A 16,792-nucleotide genomic window follows, 5' to 3' on the forward strand; every position below is an offset into this window, starting at 1 on the left:
TTTGAAATTGGATGATTCCAAAAAACGTAACGCGTTGTTGGGCTGTACGCGGTTGGAAGCGTTGGCTTTGGGTAGCTTGGGCTGGGCTGGGCTTGGGTCGCTTCAGGCGGCTAAATGATGGGGTAGTCCCTCACGAAAGTCGCCGCAATGAGAAAGGGGGTTAGTGATTTTCATCACTAACCCCCTTAGGGTATTGCTGGTCGGGACGGCGGGATTCGAACTCGCGACCCCTTGCACCCCATGCAAGTGCGCTACCAGGCTGCGCTACGCCCCGAAAGAAAAAGAGTATAGCAGAACAAAAAATTGTTTGCACGCATTGGTGCAAAAAAAGTGCTGAATACTCAAAAAAATTTGCGTCCCCTGCGCGATGCCTGCATCACTTTCATGCAGGTCTCGCGCCCAAGACGCAAGGTCTAGATGTCGTGCTTGAAAAAAGCGTTCGTGCTTGCTTGACGCGCGTCGCGCATCACGCCTGCGCAGGGGTGCTGCCGCTTGCGGCCGGCGCGCCCAGCGCTTCACCGAGCATCGTCGACACATTGCCCAGCTCATTACGCAAGGCCTGCATCTCGGCGCCGGTCAGGCGCACGGCGGCGTCCTGATCATGCGGCGTATCACGCGCATCGCCCAGGCGATTGCGCGCGCCGCTGATGGTGAAGCCTTGCTCGTACAGCAACGAACGGATGCGGCGGATCAGCAGCACTTCATGGTGCTGGTAATAGCGGCGATTGCCGCGCCGCTTCACCGGCTTGAGCTGCGTGAATTCCTGTTCCCAATACCGCAACACATGGGGCTTGACGCCACACAGGTCGCTGACTTCACCGATGGTGAAGTAACGCTTGGCGGGAATGGGCGGTAGGGTAACGGTGGATTCAGTACGTGTCATAAGCGAATTTTATGCCGCGCGGAAGTCGAGTGCCGATAACAAATGCCGACAAAGCGTATCACTCCTCGGCGTCGGGCGCCGTGGGAGTGGCCTGCTCGACCACGCTCTTGAGTTTCTGGCTGGCGTGGAACGTGACCACGCGGCGTGCGGCGATGGGGATGGTTTCGCCGGTCTTGGGATTGCGGCCGGGACGCGGCGGTTTGTCGCGCACCTGGAAGTTTCCGAAGCCCGAGAGCTTGACGGAATCTCCGCGCGCCAAGGCGTCGCGGATTTCCTCGAAGAACGTATCGACGATGTCCTTGGCTTCGCGTTTGTTCAGGCCGACCCGCTCAAAGAGCAGTTCGGCCAGCTCGGCCTTGGTCAGGGTGCGCGGCTCGGCAAGCATACTGTTCCCCATGGTTCAAGCACGCTGTCGCGCGCCGTGGGCACTGATCAAAGCGTCTTTGATACGTGCCAGGCAATCGGCCACCCGGGCTTCGTCCAGTGTGACCTCAGTGTCCTGTAGCCAGAAACGGAACGCAAGGCTTTTTTCGGCCACGGGCTGGTCGCCCTGGGCCTTCTCGCGCCATACGTCGAACACGCGCGCGTCCTGCACCACCGCCAGCTGGGGATCGGCCTTGACCGCGGCGGCCACGGTGTCCAGCATGGACTGCGCGGTCACGGGCGCGTCGACCCACAGGGCCAGGTCGCGCACCACCACGGGCTGGCGCGACAGTTCGCGCACCTGCGGCAGTTCGCCTTCCGACAGCGCGGCCACGTCGACTTCAAACACGACCGGCGCATGCGCCAGGTCGGCTTGCTGCGCCAGGCGCGGGTGCAGTTCACCGATCCAACCGACCTGCTTGCCGTCCAGTTCGATGCGGGCGCTGCGGCCCGGATGCAGCGCGGGATAGGCGGCGGCCTCAAAACGCAGACGGGCGCCGCGGGCGCCGAACAGCGCCTCGACATCCATCTTCACGTCGTAGAAATCCACGTGTCGCGCGGGCGCGCCCCACTGCTCTTCCACCGCCGGGCCCCACGCCGCGCCGGCCAGTTTCATGGGCTGGCGCACGCCGGCCACGGCCAGCGGGCCGTCCTGGGCCGAGTCGTCACGCGCGAACACGCGACCCAGTTCAAACAGGCGCACGCGTGTCTGCTTGCGGTTGGCGTTGTGGCGGATATTGGCGACCAGGCCCGCGATCAGGCTGGAACGCATCACCGACAGATGGCTGGCAATGGGATTGACCAACTTGACCGGCGTCTCGTTGCCAGCGTAGTCGCGTTCCCAATCGGCTTCGACGAAGCTGTAGTTCACGACTTCCTGGTAGTCCTGCGCGGCGGTCAGGCGGCGCAGCGCATGCGCGCCGCGGCGCACTTCGGGCTGCGAGAACATCTTGGCGCGCGCCATCGGCGGCACGGCGGGAATGTTCTCGAAACCGTAGATGCGAGCCACTTCCTCGATCAGGTCTTCTTCGATTTCCAGGTCGAAACGGTACGACGGCGGCGTGACGATGAAGTCGTCGCCCTGCACCGTGAATTCCAGGCCCAGGCTGTTGAAGATCTTGCCCACGTCGGCTTGCGTGACGGGCACGCCCAGCACACGATGGCAACGCGCCAGGCGCATGCGCACCGGCTCGCGCTTGGGCAGGTTGACGATCTGGTCGTCCAGCGGACCGGCCTGGCCGCCGCAGATGTCGACGATCAGGCGAGTGATGAATTCGATGTGCTGCGGGATCGTGGCGAAGTCCACGCCACGCTCGCCGCGGTGACTGGCTTCCGAGCTGAACTTGTAGCGGCGCGCGCGGCCGGCCAGCGACTGCGGCCACCAGAACGCGGCTTCCAGGTAGATGTTGGTCGTGTCCAGCGTGACCGACGTCGCTTCACCGCCCATGATGCCGGCCAGGCTTTCCACCTGGTCGCCGGCCACCACCACGCCAACCTTCGGGTCCAGCGTGACGGTCTGGCCGTTCAGCAGCTCAAGGGTCTCGCCTTCGCGGGCCCAGCGCACCGACAGGTCGCCGTGGATCTTGTCCAGGTCGAACACGTGCGAGGGGCGGCCCAATTCCAACATCACGTAGTTGGAGATGTCCACCAGCGCCGAGACCGAACGTTGGCCGGCGCGCTCCAGGCGCGTCTTCATCCAGTCGGGCGTGGCCGCGCGCGCGTTGACGCCGCGGATCACGCGGCCGCCGAAACGACCGCACAGATCGGGGGCTTCCACCTTGACGGGCAGCACTTCGTCCAGCGTCACGGGTACGGCCTTGGCCGTGGGCACCGACAGCGGCGCGCCTGTCAGGGCGGCGACTTCGCGGGCCACGCCCAGGATCGACAGGCAGTCGGCGCGGTTGGGCGTCATCTTCAGCGTGAAGAGCGTGTCGTCCAGATCCAGCGCTTCGCGGATCGATAGTCCGGGGGTCAGGTCGGCGGACAGCTCCAGCAGGCCGCCGTGGTCTTGCGACAGGCCCAGTTCGCGCGCCGAACACAGCATGCCCGACGATTGCACGCCGCGCATCTTGGCCACGCCGATCTTCATACCGCCGGGCAGCTCAGCGCCCACGCGGGCCAGCGGCACCTTCAGGCCGGCGGCCGCGTTGGGCGCGCCGCACACGATCTGCAGCAGCGTGCCGGAGCCGTCGTCCACTTGGCAGACGCGCAGCTTGTCGGCATCGGGGTGCGGGGCGATCTCGACGATGTGCGCCACCACGACGCCCGAGAACGCGGGCGCGGCCGGCACGGTGTCTTCGACTTCCAGGCCGGCCATGGTGAGCCGGTGCGCGAGTTCGTCGGTTGTGATACTGGGATTGACCAGCGTACGCAGCCAGGATTCGGGAAATTGCATGATCAGCCGTCTGTTATTCGTTGAACTGGCGCAGGAAGCGCAAATCGCCTTCGTAGAACTGGCGCAGGTCGTTGACGCCGTAGCGCAGCATCGTCAGGCGCTCGAGTCCGGAACCGAACGCAAAGCCGATGTAGCGCTCGGGATCCAGGCCGAAATTGCGCACCACTTGCGGGTGCACCTGGCCCGAACCGGAGATCTCCAGCCAGCGGCCGCGATTGGGGCCCGACGTGAACATCATGTCGATTTCGGCGGACGGTTCGGTGAACGGGAAGAACGACGGGCGAAAACGCACGACGAGGTCGTCGCTTTCAAAGAAGCAACGCAGGAAATCGGTGTACACGCCCTTCAGGTCGGCAAAGGAAATGTCCTCGGCGATCCAGAGCCCTTCCACCTGGTGGAACATGGGCGAGTGCGTGGCGTCGCTGTCGACGCGATAGGTGCGCCCCGGCGCGATGACCTTGATGGGCGGCTTGTGCATGCGGGCGTAACGCACCTGCATGGGGCTGGTGTGCGTGCGCAGCAGCAGCGGCAGGCCGTCAGCGTCTTTCATGTCGACGTAGAACGTGTCCTGCATCGAACGCGCCGGATGGTCCAGCGGGTTGTTCAGCGCGGTGAAATTGGTCCAGTCGTTTTCCACTTCGGGGCCGTCGGCCACATCGAAGCCTATGGAGCGGAAGATCTCTTCGACGCGTTCCCAGGTCCGGATCACCGGATGGATGCCGCCCGGCGCGCGGCCGCGGCCCGGGAGCGATACGTCAATGGTTTCGGAGGCCAGGCGGGCGTCCAGCTCGGCCTGTGCCAACGCGGCGCGGCGCAAGTTCAGGAGCTCTTCGACCTTCTGCTTGGCCTGATTGATCCGGGCGCCCATGTCGCGCTTCTGCTCGGGATCGAGCTTGCCCAAGCCCTTGAGCAGGACCGTCAACTCGCCGTCCTTGCCCAGGAAGCGGGCCTTTGCATTTTCGAGCGCGGCGGCGTCCGTGGCCGCGGCGAACCGTTCTTGCGCCTGGGAAACCAGGTCGTCAACCGATTGAGTCATGAAATCCAGCCTTCAAAACGCAAACGGGGCTATTACAGCCCCGTTTGCAGCGATGCGCGATGAGTTAAAGCGCGCGATCAGGCAGCCAAGGCAGCCTTGGCTTGCTGCACGATGGCGGCAAAGCCGGCCTTGTCGCGCACGGCCAGATCGGCCAGGACCTTACGGTCGAGTTCGATCGCAGCCTTCTTCAGGCCAGCGATGAACACGCTGTAGCTGACGCCGTGTTCGCGGACGGCGGCGTTGATACGCGTGATCCACAGGGCACGGAACGTGCGCTTCTTGTTACGACGGTCGCGGTAGGCGTATTGGCCAGCGCGCATGACGGCTTGCTTGGCAATACGGAACACATTACCGCGGCGGCCACGGTAACCCTTGGCGGCGGCAATGACTTTCTTGTGACGTGCGCGGGCAGTTACGCCGCGTTTGACGCGAGGCATAGTAGATCTCCCTTAGATCAAGCGAAAGGCATCATGGCCTTGACGGAGGCCACGTTGGATTCATGGACCGCTGCCGAACCGCGCAGCTGGCGCTTGGCCTTGGTGGTCTTCTTGGTCAGAATGTGGCGCTTGAACGCCTGACCACGCTTGATGGATCCGCTGCCGCGAACCTGAAAGCGCTTTGCGGCGCTTTTCTTGGTTTTCATCTTGGGCATGATGATTCCCTAAACTAAAACTCATTGTTGATTTACATGACGCGAGGTGCTTGACGCAAGGCGGTTGGCGGTCTGTCCGCACCCGGCAACTCTGCTGGGCGAAACACGCTACCTACACCATTGCGGCAAAACTTTTGAACCTGTTGCCACTTCTGGGGGGTACTGCTGGGGTACTGCTGGGGTACTGCACACTGCTGGGTACCACACACTTCTGGGGTACTGCACTTTCCCCTTCCCCAGGGCAAAAAAGTAGCCTGGATCCGGGAAAGCCTTTGATTATATGGTGATTTCCCAGGTTTTGTCGAGCCAGATGACGTATTGGCGCGGTGTACGGGCGGATTCAGGGGGACGGAACGCGCCAGCAGGCGAGCCGGGGAACGCGGGAGCCGGCCATCATACCCCCTGCCGCCGGTACTGCACCGCCTGGGCCACGTGGCTTGCACCCAGGGTGTCCTGCCCGTCCAGGTCGGCAATGGTCCTGGCCACGCGCAAGGCGCGATGCATGGCCCGCCCCGAGCCTGCCAGCCGCCGCATGGCTTGCAGCAGCAGGTCGCGGGCCTCATTGTCCATCGGGCAATGGCGCTCCAGCTCAGGTCCGGCGAGCCCCGCGTTGGCTTTGCCCTGCCGCGCGTGCTGGCGCTCGCGGCACCGGGCCACGCGCGCCCTGACCGGCTCGGACGGCTCGCCCGGTGGCCCCTGCAGGCATTCCAGGTCGGAAGGCGGCAACGCCACGTGCAGGTCGATCCGGTCCAGCAGCGGGCCGGATATCTTGCCCGCATAGCGCGCCACCTGGTCGGGCGTGCAGGCGCAGGCCCGCTGCGGATGGCCGCGCCAGCCGCAAGGACAGGGGTTCATGGCGGCCACCAGCTGAAACCGCGCCGGGAACTGGGCGGTGTGCAGGGCCCGGGCGATGACCACCCTGCCCGTCTCCAGGGGTTCGCGCAGCGCCTCGAGCGTGCGCCGACTGAATTCGGGCAGCTCGTCCAGGAACAGCACGCCATGATGCGCCAGGCTGATCTCGCCGGGACGCGGCCGGCCGCCGCCGCCCACCAGGGCCACGGCGGACGCCGAATGATGCGGCGCCCGGAACGGCGGCGTGCCCATGCGCACGTCGGGCACGCCCGCCAGCGCGGCGATGGCCGCCGCCTCCAGCGCCTGGCGGCGCGCCAGCGGAGGCAGCAGGCCGGGCAGGCGCGCGGCCAACATGCTCTTGCCTGCCCCGGGCGGCCCGATCATCAGCAGGCTGTGCCCGCCCGCGGCTGCCACCTCCAGCGCCCGCCGGGCGCCCGCCTGCCCCCGCAAGTCCGATAGACAAGGCACGGGCGGTGCGTCCGGCCACGCAAGCGGAATCGCGTCAGGCAATCGGCAATGCCCGGCCACATGGGCTGCCACGTCGGCCAGGCTGCGCGCCGACAGCACGCGCAGGCCCTCGACCCAGGCCGCCTGCTCGGCGCTACCCGCCGGCAGGATCAGGGTTGCGCCGGGCGACTCGCGCGCCACACTCAGGGCAATGACCAGGGCCGCCGCCACCGGCACCAACGCGCCGGTCAAGGACAGCTCGCCCGCCAGCACCAGACCGGCCAGCAAGGGATCAGTCGAGGCCCCTGCCGCGCCGTCGGCAGCCGGGGCGGCGAGCTGTCCCGTGGCCAGCAACAGGCCCAAGGCGATGGGCAGGTCAAAGCGGCCCGATTCCTTGGGCAGATCGGCGGGCGAAAGATTGACGGTGATGCGGCCCGGCGGGAAATTGAAGCCGCTGTTGATGATGGCGGCGCGCACGCGTTCGCGGCTTTCGCGCACTTCGGTGTCGGGCAGGCCAACCACATTGAAGCTGGGCAGGCCCGGCCCCAGATGCGTCTCGACCCGCACCGCATGGGCATGCAGGCCGCTGAGGGTACGGCTGGCAATAACGGCTAGGGTCAAGGCGGTCTCCGATGGCGATCAAAGACCAGTATGCCCAAAAGAAAAACGGCCGCTAAAGCGGCCGTGGCAAAAAGGTCCCGCGGATTATTTGTCCAGCGCGGACAGGCGGGTTTCCAGCTGTTCGACCGTTGCGGCCAGCTGATCCACGCGGGCCCGGGTGCGCGCCAGCAAATCGGCCTGCACGTCGAATTCCTCGCGGGTGACCAGATCCAGCTTCGAAAACGCCTGCGTCATCATGGCGCGCACGTTGCGTTCGACATCGGCGGCAGGGCTGCGGGCGATCAGGTCGGAAATGTTCTTCTGGATGTCTTCCATCCACTGGGTGCGATTGTTCATAGCGGCCTCACGGTGTTCTTGGTCCCTCAAGTGTAGTGCTTTCCCGGAACCCGCCGCAGGCAAAAAAAGGGCGGGCCGCATGCGGTGACCGCCCATCAAAGCACAGGAGAAAACCGGGCCGCCTTGGGAGCAGCCCCCTACCAACATCGTTACGGGCAGCCCATCTGGGTCGCCGATTGCGCAAACATGTCCGAGGATTGCTTGCAGGTGGCCGCCAATTGCGTCTTGTCGCTGATCGTCGCCCACTGAGTCCGGGCAGCGTCGAGCTGCTGTTTGAAGCTGGCGGCGGCCGGATTGGACGCGCCCAGCTTGTCCATGCACGCGCTGACCTTGGTCAGGTAGGCGTCGCATTCGGCGGGCAGGCCCGCGGTGGGCGTCGGCGTCGCGGCAGCGGGCGGGGTGGTCGCGGCGGGCGGCGTGCCCGGCGTGGTCGCGGCCGGAGCCGGAGTGCTCGAAGCGGCGGGCGGCGACTTTTCGTCGGACTTGTTGCAGCCGGCCAGCACGGCCAGCGCGGCAGTCAGCGCCAGCACGCCAAGGGTCTTGCGTTGGATCGTCATCATTCCTCTTTCCTTTCTTGCTTTTTGTATGTCAGAGAGCCGCAACGCCGGAACCCCTTGCCGCGGCCCGATCAGGCCCATGCAGCGCATGAGCTGGACTCGATTCTTCTTCACCAAACCTTTGGCAACAAGCTTATGCGTGTAAACCCTCGTATCACGCCCCGCCCCCTATTTGTGCCCTCTTGCAATTCGCTTTCAGCCGACTGAAAAATCGATCCAACCCCTGCGAAGCCCGGCCCGCAAGGGTTGGCGGCCGGTCAGCCCGCGCGGGGCCTGGTCTTCGCCAATGCGTGCAAGCACGACAAAGCGCTACGAGGTCGGCAGCAACTGGCAACAAATAGCGGCAGCGGAACATATTCCGTTGCATTCCTCACCATGACCGCGCCATGCACCGAATTGAGGCTGACCTATGGTGCATGCCGCACTATATTGGTGCATCCAGGCACAACAAACGCGCCTGCCCTGCCGACTTACGGGTGCCGTTCCCCATGGCATGGAATTTGCTTGAATGACGAGGCCTACGTGCAACCATGAGAGGAAATGCCATGAAACTCATCATCGCCATCATCAAGCCATTCAAGCTCGACGAAGTGCGGGTGGCTCTATCCGCAATCGGCGTCCAGGGACTGACGGTTACCGAAGTCAAAGGGTTCGGGCGCCAGAAGGGTCACACCGAACTCTATCGAGGCGCGGAATACGCCGTCGACTTCCTGCCCAAGCTGCGAGTCGAAGCCGCCGTGCCCGACCACCTGGTCGATCAGGTCATTGAAGCCATCGAGCAAGCCGCCCGCACCGGCAAGATCGGTGACGGCAAGATCTTCGCCGCCCCCCTTGAACAAGTGATCCGCATCCGGACAGGTGAAGCCGGCGAAGCTGCGCTGTAAATAAATAAGAAAGACTCATTGGAGCCTGAAAATGGATAAAGCAGATATCTCCTGGTTGCTCGTCTCTACCCTCCTCGTATTGATGATGGCCGTACCCGGTCTGGCGATGTTCTATGGCGGCCTGGTACGCAGCAAGAATGTGCTGTCGGTGCTGCTGCAAGTGTTGTGCACGTTCGTGCTGGGCCTGGTCCTCTGGTTCATCTACGGTTATTCGCTTGCCTTCACGGAAGGCAATGCATTCTTCGGCGGCCTCTCCCGCGCCTTCTTCTCCGGCATGTTCACCCCGGCCGATGGCAAGTACGCCATGTCGAACACCCTGACCGAACTGCTGTTCGCCTCGTTCCAGGCCACGTTCGCCGGCATCACCTGCGCGCTGATCGTCGGCAGCTTCGCCGAACGCGCCCGCTTCTCGGCGGTGCTGGTGTTCACGGTGATCTGGTTCACGTTCGCCTACATTCCCATCGCCCACATGGTGTGGTTCGCCTCCGAAACGGCGCCGGGCCTGCTCAACGCCAAGGGCGCGCTGGACTTCGCCGGCGGCACCGTGGTGCATATCAACGCCGGCGTGGCCGGCCTGGTGGGCGCCTATGTCGTGGGCAAGCGCGTCGGCTATGGCCGTGAAGCCATGCAACCGCACAACCTGCCGATGACTTTCGTGGGCGCCGCCCTGCTGTGGGTGGGCTGGTTCGGCTTCAACGCCGGCTCGGCGCTGGCCGCCAACGAAAACGCCACGCTGGCCTTCTTCAACACCATGATCGCCACCGCGGGCGCCGTGCTGGCCTGGCTGTTCACGGAATGGGCCATCAAGGGCAAGCCGTCCATGCTGGGCGCTGCCTCCGGCGCCATCGCCGGCCTGGTGGGCATCACTCCCGCGGCCGGCCTGGTCGGCCCGGTGGGCGCGCTGATCATCGGCGTGATCGCCGGCATCGTCTGCGTCTGGGGTGTCAACGGCCTGAAGCGCCTGTTGCGCGCCGATGACGCGCTGGATGTGTTCGGCGTGCACGGCGTGGGCGGCATTGTGGGCGCCTTGCTCACGGGGGTGTTCAATGCCCAGGTCCTGGGCGGCCCCGGCCTGGCCGAACCCGGCATGATCCTGGGCCAGCTCTGGGTCCAGCTGGAAGGCGTGCTGATCACCATCGTCTGGTCCGGCGTGGTTGCCTGGATCGCCTACAAGATCGCCAACGCCCTGTGCGGCCTGCGTGTGCCGGAAGACCAGGAACGCGAAGGCCTGGACGTGACGAGCCACGGCGAATCGGCCTACCACAGCTGATCCCCGCCCTGCCCGCCCGCGCCACCGTGCCGGGCGGCGTCCCAAGCCCCCTTCAAGGGGGCTTTTTCATGGCGAAAAAAAACCCGGCGCAACGCGCCGGGGCATTTGGCTTGCCGGGCAAAGCCCCGGGGCAGCCGGGTCAGGCCAGGTCGAGGGTGTCCAGGTCCACCGGCAAGGCGCGGTTCAGGGCGCTGGCGACCTTCACGCGCAGGGCGTTGGTGTGCGCGCGCCGGACTTCACGCTTGACGTCCAGCAGTTGCTGCGGATGCATGGAGAACTCGGTCAGGCCCAGGCCCAGCAGCAGCCGGGTCATGCGCGAATCGCCCGCCATTTCGCCGCAGACGGCCACGGGCTTGCCGGCCCGCTCACCCGCGTTGATGGTGTGCGCGACCAGCCGCAGCACGGCCGGATGCAGCGGATCGTACAGCGCCGCCACGTCGTGGTCGCCGCGGTCGATGGCCAGCGTGTACTGGATCAGGTCATTGGTGCCGATGGACAGGAAGTCCAGCGCCTGGGCGAAGGGCTCGATCGCAATCGCGATAGCCGGCACCTCGACCATGGCGCCCACCTCCATGTGCGGGGCATACGCCTGTCCGCGGGCGTCCAGCTCGCGCCGCGCGGATTCGATGGCTGCCCGCGTCGCTACGACTTCGTGCATGTGGGCGATCATGGGGATCAAGAGGCGTACCGGACCATGGGCCGACGCCCGCAGGATGGCGCGCAGCTGGGTGGCGAACATTTCCGGGCGCGCCAGGCAGTAGCGGATGGCGCGCTGCCCCAGCGCCGGATTGGTGGCCACCGTGGCCTCGCCGTCCAGCGTCTTGTCCGACCCGATGTCCAGCGTGCGGATGGTGACCGGACGGCCCGCCATCACCTTGACGACGGACGAATAGGCCTCGTATTGCTCTTCTTCGCCCGGCAGGTCCGGGCGGCCCATGAACAGGAATTCGCTGCGGAACAGGCCGATGCCATGGGCACCCGAGGCCAGGGCCAGCGCGGCTTCTTCAGGCAGTTCGATATTGGCGTGCAGGACGATGTCGATGCCGTCCAGTGTGACCGACGGCTCGTCGCGCAACAGGCCGAGCTCGGCCCGCTCGTCGGCGTAGGCGGCCTGGCGGCGGCGGTATTCCTGCAGGATGCGGTCGGACGGGTTGACCACCACCGCGCCCGCGGCGCCGTCGATGATCAGCATGTCGCCATCGCGCACCAGCTCGCGCACGTTGCCCATGGCCACCACGGCCGGCACGCCCATGCTGCGCGCCACGATGGCGGTGTGCGAAGTCGGCCCGCCCAGGTCGGTCACGAAAGCCGCGAACCGGCCGCCGCGCAGGCGCAGCATGTCGGCGGGCGAGATGTCGTGCGCCACCACCACCAGCGCGTCGTCGCCGCCCATGTGGGACATGTCCGGCAGGATGGCGGAGGTACCCGACAGCACGTGCAGCACGCGCTCGATCACCTGGCGTACGTCCGCGCCGCGCTCGCGCAGGTATTCGTCTTCCATGGCGTCGAACTGCTGCCCCAGGATCTGGCCCTGCGTGGTCAGCGCCCATTCGGCGTTGTAGTGGCGCTCGGCGATCAGGGCGAGCGTCTGCTCGGCCAGCAGCGGGTCGCCCAGCAGCAGACTGTGCACGTTCAGCATGGCGCCCAGTTCGCGCGGCGCATCCGCCGGCAAGGTATCGGCCAATTGCCGCAATTCCTGCTGCGCCGAATCCAGCGCCTCGGTCAGGCGGCGGCTTTCGGCGGGGATGTCGTCAGGGGAAATCCGGTAGTGCGCGACTTCCAGCGCCGCCGCCCCCATGACCACCGCCCGGCCGATGGCGTAACCGCGCGCCACGCCCTTGCCGTACAAACAAATAACGGGGCTGGCAACGCCAGCCCCGTCATGGACTTGGGCCACGGCCGCAGCCGCGGACATGCCGGCCCGGGCCTGGCCCAGACCGGCGGATTCGGAAGCGCTGCTATTCCTGTTCACCGAATTTGCTGTCGAACAAAGTTTGGATTTCGGAAAGGGCCTGGTCGGCGTCGTTGCCGGAGGCCTCCAGTTTGACCGTCACGCCCAGTCCGGCGGCCAGCATCATGACGCCCATGATGCTTTTGGCGTTCACGCGCTGCGCGCCGCGGGAGATGAAGATCTCGCTCGAGAACTTGCTGGCCAGCTGCGTCAGTTTGGCGGCCGCCCGCGCATGCAAACCCAGTTTATTGCTGATGACGATGTCTGTATTAGGCATAGGAAATATTATGACCGCGGAATCAAGCCGCAGTGGTGGTTGCAGCGAAAAGTCGAACCGCTCATCGGCTTGAAATATTAGCCGACATAATAGGGCAAATTCCCGCCCGTCAGTCTACACGCAAGACACCCTGCACCCCGCCGGCGAGCGCTTTCTCGCGGGTCTCGGCCAGGGTGAGGTTGCGATAGGTCAGCGCCCGCAGCAGCATGGGGGTGTTCAGGCCCGCCAGGACGCAGCACTGGATGCCCTGCGCCTGGGCGTCGGCCACGGCCCGCTTGGAGATGTTGGCGGGGGTGGCGCCGATCAGATCGGTCAACACCAGCACGCCGCCGCCGTGGTCTTGCTCAAGGATATCCTTGAGCACATCAGGCGCCAGGTCGTCCGGCCGGTCTTCGGGCTGGATGTCGTGGATGGCCAGCATGCCGTCAAGGTTGCCCATGACATGGCTGGCGCACTCGCGCATGGCCGCGCCCAAAGGCGCGTGCACGACGATGACAATACCCGTGGTCATGGCAGTTTCCAGGCGATCAGACGGCAGCCGGAGCGGCAGCCACGGCTTTTTCCAGCGCGTCCACGAACATGCCGGCGACGTCGAAACCGGTCTGTTCGGCGATTTCCACGAAACAGGTGGGGCTGGTGACGTTGACCTCGGTGACGAAGTCGCCGATGACGTCCAGGCCAACCAGCAGCAGGCCGCGCGCCGCCAGCTTGGGCGCCACGGCTTCTGCGATTTCGCGGTCGCGCGGGGACAATTCCTGGGCCACGCCGCGGCCGCCCGCGGCCAGGTTGCCACGCGTTTCGCCGGCCAGGGGGATGCGGGCCAGCGAATACGGCACCGGTTGGCCGCCGATCAGCAGGATGCGCTTGTCACCCTTGACGATCTCAGGAATGTAACGCTGCGCCATGATGGTGCGCGCGCCGTTGTCGGTCAGCGTTTCCAGGATGGCGTTCAGGTTGGGGTCCTGGGGCTGCAGGCGGAAAACGCCCGTGCCGCCCATGCCGTCCAGCGGCTTGACGATGACGTCGTGGTGCGTGTCGTGGAACGCCTTCAGGCGCGCCATGTTGCGCGTCACCAGCGTGGGTGCGGTGAACTCGCTGATTTCGGTGATGGCCAGCTTTTCGGGGTGGTTGCGGATCGCCGCGCCGCTGTTGAATACCTTGGCGCCTTGGGCCTGGGCGTATTCAAGCAGATGCGTGGAATACACATATTCCATGTCGAAAGGCGGGTCTTTACGCATGACGACAGCGCCGAAATCGGCCAGCGGCAAGTCGCGGGCGGCGGATTCGCGCCACCAGTCATGGCCGTGCAGGTCGGCGCCAGCCACCAGCTCGATGGGCGTGGTGACAGCCTTGACCGTGCCGGTCTCGATGTACAAATCGCCCTGCATGGCCACGCTGAGCGTATGGCCGCGCGCAACGAGCGCGCGCATCATGGCGACGGAACTGTCCTTGTACGCTTTCAAGAGCGGCAAGGGATCCAAAACGAACAAAACATGCATCGCGACACCCCGAACGTACGCCGCCTTCCCTTTCGGGAAGGCGGCTATCTATGACATCGTAGCGCAGAGCCGCCCAATAAGCGAACCCGCCGAACACAGTATGGACGGCGGGTCGCAGGGAGAGCGGCTGGAGCCTGCCCGGGAGGGATGAAACCGGCCGGGAAGGCGCCGCAGGAGCTTTATGCCGCTGATTCAGGCTTGCCCGCGGGCACGGCCTTCTTCTTGGGCGCCAGCACCATGACCATCTGACGGCCTTCGAGCTTCGGCATGGCTTCGACCTGGGCCAATTCCAGCAGGTCGTCGCGCACACGTTCAAGCACCCGCATACCCAGTTCCTGGTGAGCCATTTCACGGCCGCGGAACCGCAGCGTCACCTTGGCCTTGTCGCCTTCCTCGAGGAAGCGGCGCAGGTTGCGCAGCTTGACTTGGTAGTCGCCCTCGTCGGTGGCCGGACGGAATTTGACTTCCTTGACCTGGATGACCTTCTGCTTGGAACGAGCTTCGGCTTGGCGCTTCTGCTCTTGGTACTTGAACTTACCGTAGTCCATCAAACGGCAGACCGGCGGCTCGGCGTTCGGCGCGATTTCCACCAGATCCACGTCGCTTTGCTCGGAAAGACGGAACGCGTCGGCGATCTTGACGATGCCCAGCTGTTCTCCGTCCAGACCTATCAGGCGCACCTCGGGGACGCGGATTTCACCGTTGATGCGATTGGCTTTTTCAGTGGCGATGTTGAAAGCTCCTAGAAATGTTAAGCAGCGCTGCTATCAGGTTGATTGACGTCGCGGCGGGTGGACACGTCCTCGGACAAGCGCGCGACGAACTCGTCGTATGCGATGGCTCCAAGGTCCAGTCCGCCCAGTCCGCGTACGGCGACGGTGCCGTTTTGCTTTTCCTTGTCGCCGACGACGAGGATGTACGGCACCTTTTGCAGGCTGTGCTCCCGAATTTTACGAGTGATTTTTTCACCGCGCAAATCGGACTCTACTCTAAAGCCTTGTTTTTTCAGGCTTTGCGTGATTTGGGCCGCATAATCGGCCGAAGGTTCGGAAATGCAGCACACCACGGCCTGCACCGGAGCCAGCCAGGGCGGCATCGCGCCGGCGTGGTTTTCGATCAACATGCCGATGAAACGCTCGAGCGAACCCAGGATAGCGCGGTGCAGCATCACGGGCGGGCGACGCTGGTCGTTCTGGTCCACGTACTCGGCGCCCAGGCGCACGGGCATGGAGAAGTCGACCTGGATCGTACCGCACTGCCAGTGACGGCCAATGGCGTCCTTCAGGGTGTATTCCACCTTGGGGCCATAGAACGCGCCTTCCCCGGGCGAAATTTCGAACTCGCAGCCGGTGCGGCGCAGGCTTTCCATCAGCGCCTGCTCGGCCGTATCCCAGACTTCGTCCGAGCCGATGCGCTTTTCAGGACGCGTGGCGACCTTGTACAGCACTTCGGTAAAGCCGAAGTCGCGGTAGACCTTCTGCAGCAAGGCGGTGAAGTCGGCGCATTCGTCCTGCAGCTGTTCTTCGGTACAGAAAATGTGACCGTCGTCCTGCGTGAAGCCGCGCACCCGCATCATGCCGTGCAGCGAACCCGAGGGCTCGTTGCGGTGGCATTGGCCGAATTCGCCGTAGCGTAGCGGCAGCTCGCGGTACGAATGCAGGCCGGCGTTGAAGATCTGCACGTGGCCCGGGCAGTTCATGGGCTTCAGGCCATAGACGCGGTTCTCGGACTCGGTCGTGAACATGTTTTCACGGTAGTTGTCCCAGTGGCCCGTCTTTTTCCACAGCGACAGATCGAGGATCTGCGGCGCTTTGACTTCCTGGTAGCCGTTGTTGTTGTAGACAGCGCGCATGTACTGCTCGACCTGCTGCCACAGGGCCCAGCCCTTGGGGTGCCAGAAGATCAGGCCCGGAGCCTCGTCCTGGAAGTGGAACAGGTCCAGTTCGCGGCCAATCTTGCGGTGGTCGCGGCGCTCGGCCTCTTCCAGCATGTGCAGGTAGGCCTCTTGCTCTTCCTTGGTCGCCCAGGCCGTGCCGTAGATGCGCTGGAGCATCTCGTTCTTGCTGTCGCCGCGCCAGTAGGCGCCCGCGACCTTCATCAGCTTGAAGACCTTCAGCTTGCCCGTGGACGGCACGTGGGGGCCGCGGCACAGGTCGATGAAATCGCCTTCGCGGTACAGGCTGAGCGGTTCATTGGACGGAATCGAGGCGATGATCTCGGCCTTGTACTTTTCGCCAATGCCCTTGAAGAACTCGACGGCGTCGTCGCGCGACCAGACTTCACGCGTCACGACCTCGTCTTTCTTGGCCAGCTCGGCCATCTTTTTCTCGATGGCGGCCAGGTCGTCGGGCGTGAAGGGACGCTTGTACGAAAAATCGTAGTAGAAGCCGTTGTCGATCACGGGACCGATGGTGACCTGCGCGTCGGGGAACAATTCCTTGACGGCGTAGGCCAGCAAGTGGGCCGTGGAATGGCGGATCAGATCCAGGCCGTCGGCGTCCTTGGCGGTCACGATGGCCAGGCGGGCGTCGCCCTCGATGCGGTAGCTGGTATCGACCAGCTGGGAATCGGCGCCGTCAAAGGTCACGCGGCCGCCCAAGGCGGCTTTGGCCAATCCCGCGCCGATCGATTGCGCCACTTCGGCGACCGTGACCGGTCCCGGATATTGGCGCTGCGAACCATCGGGCAATGTGATCTGTACCATCGGGA

At 64.8% G+C, this 16,792-nt stretch carries 17 protein-coding genes and 1 tRNA gene; 2 read left to right on the forward strand and 16 right to left on the reverse strand.

Annotated elements, in window-relative coordinates; genetic code table 11:
* Positions 1 to 197: 197 nt before the first annotated feature.
* The 10 genes from A9974_RS06460 to A9974_RS06505 form a co-directional block, all read right to left on the reverse strand.
* Positions 198 to 274 (reverse strand) — tRNA-Pro (locus A9974_RS06460).
* Positions 275 to 466: 192 nt separating this feature from the next.
* Positions 467 to 883, reverse strand: coding sequence for a MerR family transcriptional regulator (locus A9974_RS06465; protein ID WP_183003320.1), 417 nt, complete (start codon positions 881 to 883; stop codon positions 467 to 469).
* A 58-nt stretch (positions 884 to 941) separates the two neighbouring features.
* Complete coding sequence (locus tag A9974_RS06470; protein WP_025135360.1) at positions 942 to 1,280, reverse strand: integration host factor subunit alpha; 339 nt, start codon at positions 1,278 to 1,280, stop codon at positions 942 to 944.
* 3 nt (positions 1,281 to 1,283) lie between these two features.
* On the reverse strand, positions 1,284 to 3,701 hold the full coding sequence (pheT, locus tag A9974_RS06475) for a phenylalanine--tRNA ligase subunit beta (RefSeq protein ID WP_183003321.1): 2,418 nt from the start codon (positions 3,699 to 3,701) through the stop codon (positions 1,284 to 1,286).
* A gap of 13 nt (positions 3,702 to 3,714) precedes the next feature.
* Positions 3,715 to 4,737: a phenylalanine--tRNA ligase subunit alpha gene (pheS, locus tag A9974_RS06480; protein ID WP_183003322.1), complete on the reverse strand. Its 1,023-nt coding sequence runs from the start codon at positions 4,735 to 4,737 to the stop codon at positions 3,715 to 3,717.
* A gap of 77 nt (positions 4,738 to 4,814) precedes the next feature.
* The gene (gene rplT / locus A9974_RS06485; protein ID WP_024068411.1) at positions 4,815 to 5,174 is read right to left on the reverse strand and encodes a 50S ribosomal protein L20; all 360 of its coding nucleotides are present in this window, start codon (positions 5,172 to 5,174) and stop codon (positions 4,815 to 4,817) included.
* Positions 5,175 to 5,191: 17 nt separating this feature from the next.
* Entirely contained in the window at positions 5,192 to 5,389 is a 198-nt protein-coding gene (gene rpmI, locus A9974_RS06490) for a 50S ribosomal protein L35 (RefSeq protein WP_006394064.1), read from the reverse strand.
* Between the two features lie 393 nt (positions 5,390 to 5,782).
* On the reverse strand, positions 5,783 to 7,309 hold the full coding sequence (locus tag A9974_RS06495) for a YifB family Mg chelatase-like AAA ATPase (RefSeq protein ID WP_183003323.1): 1,527 nt from the start codon (positions 7,307 to 7,309) through the stop codon (positions 5,783 to 5,785).
* Positions 7,310 to 7,393: 84 nt separating this feature from the next.
* Positions 7,394 to 7,645: an accessory factor UbiK family protein gene (locus A9974_RS06500; RefSeq protein ID WP_025135357.1), complete on the reverse strand. Its 252-nt coding sequence runs from the start codon at positions 7,643 to 7,645 to the stop codon at positions 7,394 to 7,396.
* Between the two features lie 149 nt (positions 7,646 to 7,794).
* Positions 7,795 to 8,205 (reverse strand): DUF5339 family protein, encoded by a 411-nt coding sequence (locus A9974_RS06505; RefSeq protein WP_183003324.1) that lies wholly within the window; start codon positions 8,203 to 8,205, stop codon positions 7,795 to 7,797.
* A 542-nt stretch (positions 8,206 to 8,747) separates the two neighbouring features.
* On the opposite strand from A9974_RS06505, the gene A9974_RS06510 reads away from it, so the two are divergent.
* Together A9974_RS06510 and amt are read left to right on the forward strand one after the other, a co-directional pair.
* Positions 8,748 to 9,086 carry a P-II family nitrogen regulator gene (locus A9974_RS06510; RefSeq protein ID WP_171664622.1) on the forward strand — a complete coding sequence of 113 codons (339 nt, stop codon included), beginning with the start codon at positions 8,748 to 8,750 and terminating at the stop codon, positions 9,084 to 9,086.
* A 31-nt stretch (positions 9,087 to 9,117) separates the two neighbouring features.
* Positions 9,118 to 10,356: an ammonium transporter gene (gene amt, locus A9974_RS06515; RefSeq protein ID WP_183003325.1), complete on the forward strand. Its 1,239-nt coding sequence runs from the start codon at positions 9,118 to 9,120 to the stop codon at positions 10,354 to 10,356.
* 139 nt (positions 10,357 to 10,495) lie between these two features.
* Here amt and ptsP read toward each other — a convergent pair whose 3' ends face one another.
* The 6 genes from ptsP to thrS all read right to left on the reverse strand — a co-directional run bounded on the left by ptsP (position 10,496) and on the right by thrS (position 16,787).
* Positions 10,496 to 12,271 carry a phosphoenolpyruvate--protein phosphotransferase gene (gene ptsP / locus A9974_RS06520; protein WP_255468082.1) on the reverse strand — a complete coding sequence of 592 codons (1,776 nt, stop codon included), beginning with the start codon at positions 12,269 to 12,271 and terminating at the stop codon, positions 10,496 to 10,498.
* Positions 12,272 to 12,314: 43 nt separating this feature from the next.
* Positions 12,315 to 12,584, reverse strand: coding sequence for an HPr family phosphocarrier protein (locus A9974_RS06525; protein ID WP_183003326.1), 270 nt, complete (start codon positions 12,582 to 12,584; stop codon positions 12,315 to 12,317).
* 109 nt (positions 12,585 to 12,693) lie between these two features.
* Positions 12,694 to 13,095 carry a PTS sugar transporter subunit IIA gene (locus A9974_RS06530; RefSeq protein WP_183003327.1) on the reverse strand — a complete coding sequence of 134 codons (402 nt, stop codon included), beginning with the start codon at positions 13,093 to 13,095 and terminating at the stop codon, positions 12,694 to 12,696.
* 16 nt (positions 13,096 to 13,111) lie between these two features.
* Positions 13,112 to 14,083, reverse strand: a complete 972-nt coding sequence (gene gshB / locus A9974_RS06535; protein ID WP_183003328.1) for a glutathione synthase — start codon at positions 14,081 to 14,083, stop codon at positions 13,112 to 13,114.
* 179 nt (positions 14,084 to 14,262) lie between these two features.
* Positions 14,263 to 14,814, reverse strand: a complete 552-nt coding sequence (infC, locus tag A9974_RS06540; protein WP_080551054.1) for a translation initiation factor IF-3 — start codon at positions 14,812 to 14,814, stop codon at positions 14,263 to 14,265.
* Between the two features lie 20 nt (positions 14,815 to 14,834).
* The gene (thrS, locus tag A9974_RS06545; RefSeq protein ID WP_183003329.1) at positions 14,835 to 16,787 is read right to left on the reverse strand and encodes a threonine--tRNA ligase; all 1,953 of its coding nucleotides are present in this window, start codon (positions 16,785 to 16,787) and stop codon (positions 14,835 to 14,837) included.
* Between the last annotated feature and the right edge of the window lie 5 nt (positions 16,788 to 16,792).

The organism is Achromobacter sp. UMC71, assembly GCF_014170305.1.
Taxonomy (GTDB): domain Bacteria; phylum Pseudomonadota; class Gammaproteobacteria; order Burkholderiales; family Burkholderiaceae_B; genus Achromobacter.

Bases quoted from the DNA above. Each gene is read 5' to 3' on its own strand.
- A9974_RS06530 (WP_183003327.1), bottom strand. From the start codon at position 13,095: ATGACCACGGGTATTGTCATCGTCGTGCACGCGCCTTTGGGCGCGGCC.
- A9974_RS06465 (WP_183003320.1), bottom strand. From the start codon at position 883: ATGACACGTACTGAATCCACCGTTACCCTACCGCCCATTCCCGCCAAG.
- gshB (WP_183003328.1), bottom strand. From the start codon at position 14,083: ATGCATGTTTTGTTCGTTTTGGATCCCTTGCCGCTCTTGAAAGCGTAC.
- rplT (WP_024068411.1), bottom strand. From the start codon at position 5,174: ATGCCTCGCGTCAAACGCGGCGTAACTGCCCGCGCACGTCACAAGAAA.
- A9974_RS06510 (WP_171664622.1), top strand. From the start codon at position 8,748: ATGAAACTCATCATCGCCATCATCAAGCCATTCAAGCTCGACGAAGTG.
- thrS (WP_183003329.1), bottom strand. From the start codon at position 16,787: ATGGTACAGATCACATTGCCCGATGGTTCGCAGCGCCAATATCCGGGA.
- A9974_RS06525 (WP_183003326.1), bottom strand. From the start codon at position 12,584: ATGCCTAATACAGACATCGTCATCAGCAATAAACTGGGTTTGCATGCG.
- pheS (WP_183003322.1), bottom strand. From the start codon at position 4,737: ATGACTCAATCGGTTGACGACCTGGTTTCCCAGGCGCAAGAACGGTTC.
- amt (WP_183003325.1), top strand. From the start codon at position 9,118: ATGGATAAAGCAGATATCTCCTGGTTGCTCGTCTCTACCCTCCTCGTA.
- A9974_RS06500 (WP_025135357.1), bottom strand. From the start codon at position 7,645: ATGAACAATCGCACCCAGTGGATGGAAGACATCCAGAAGAACATTTCC.
- ptsP (WP_255468082.1), bottom strand. From the start codon at position 12,271: ATGTCCGCGGCTGCGGCCGTGGCCCAAGTCCATGACGGGGCTGGCGTT.
- A9974_RS06505 (WP_183003324.1), bottom strand. From the start codon at position 8,205: ATGATGACGATCCAACGCAAGACCCTTGGCGTGCTGGCGCTGACTGCC.
- rpmI (WP_006394064.1), bottom strand. From the start codon at position 5,389: ATGCCCAAGATGAAAACCAAGAAAAGCGCCGCAAAGCGCTTTCAGGTT.
- pheT (WP_183003321.1), bottom strand. From the start codon at position 3,701: ATGCAATTTCCCGAATCCTGGCTGCGTACGCTGGTCAATCCCAGTATC.
- A9974_RS06470 (WP_025135360.1), bottom strand. From the start codon at position 1,280: ATGGGGAACAGTATGCTTGCCGAGCCGCGCACCCTGACCAAGGCCGAG.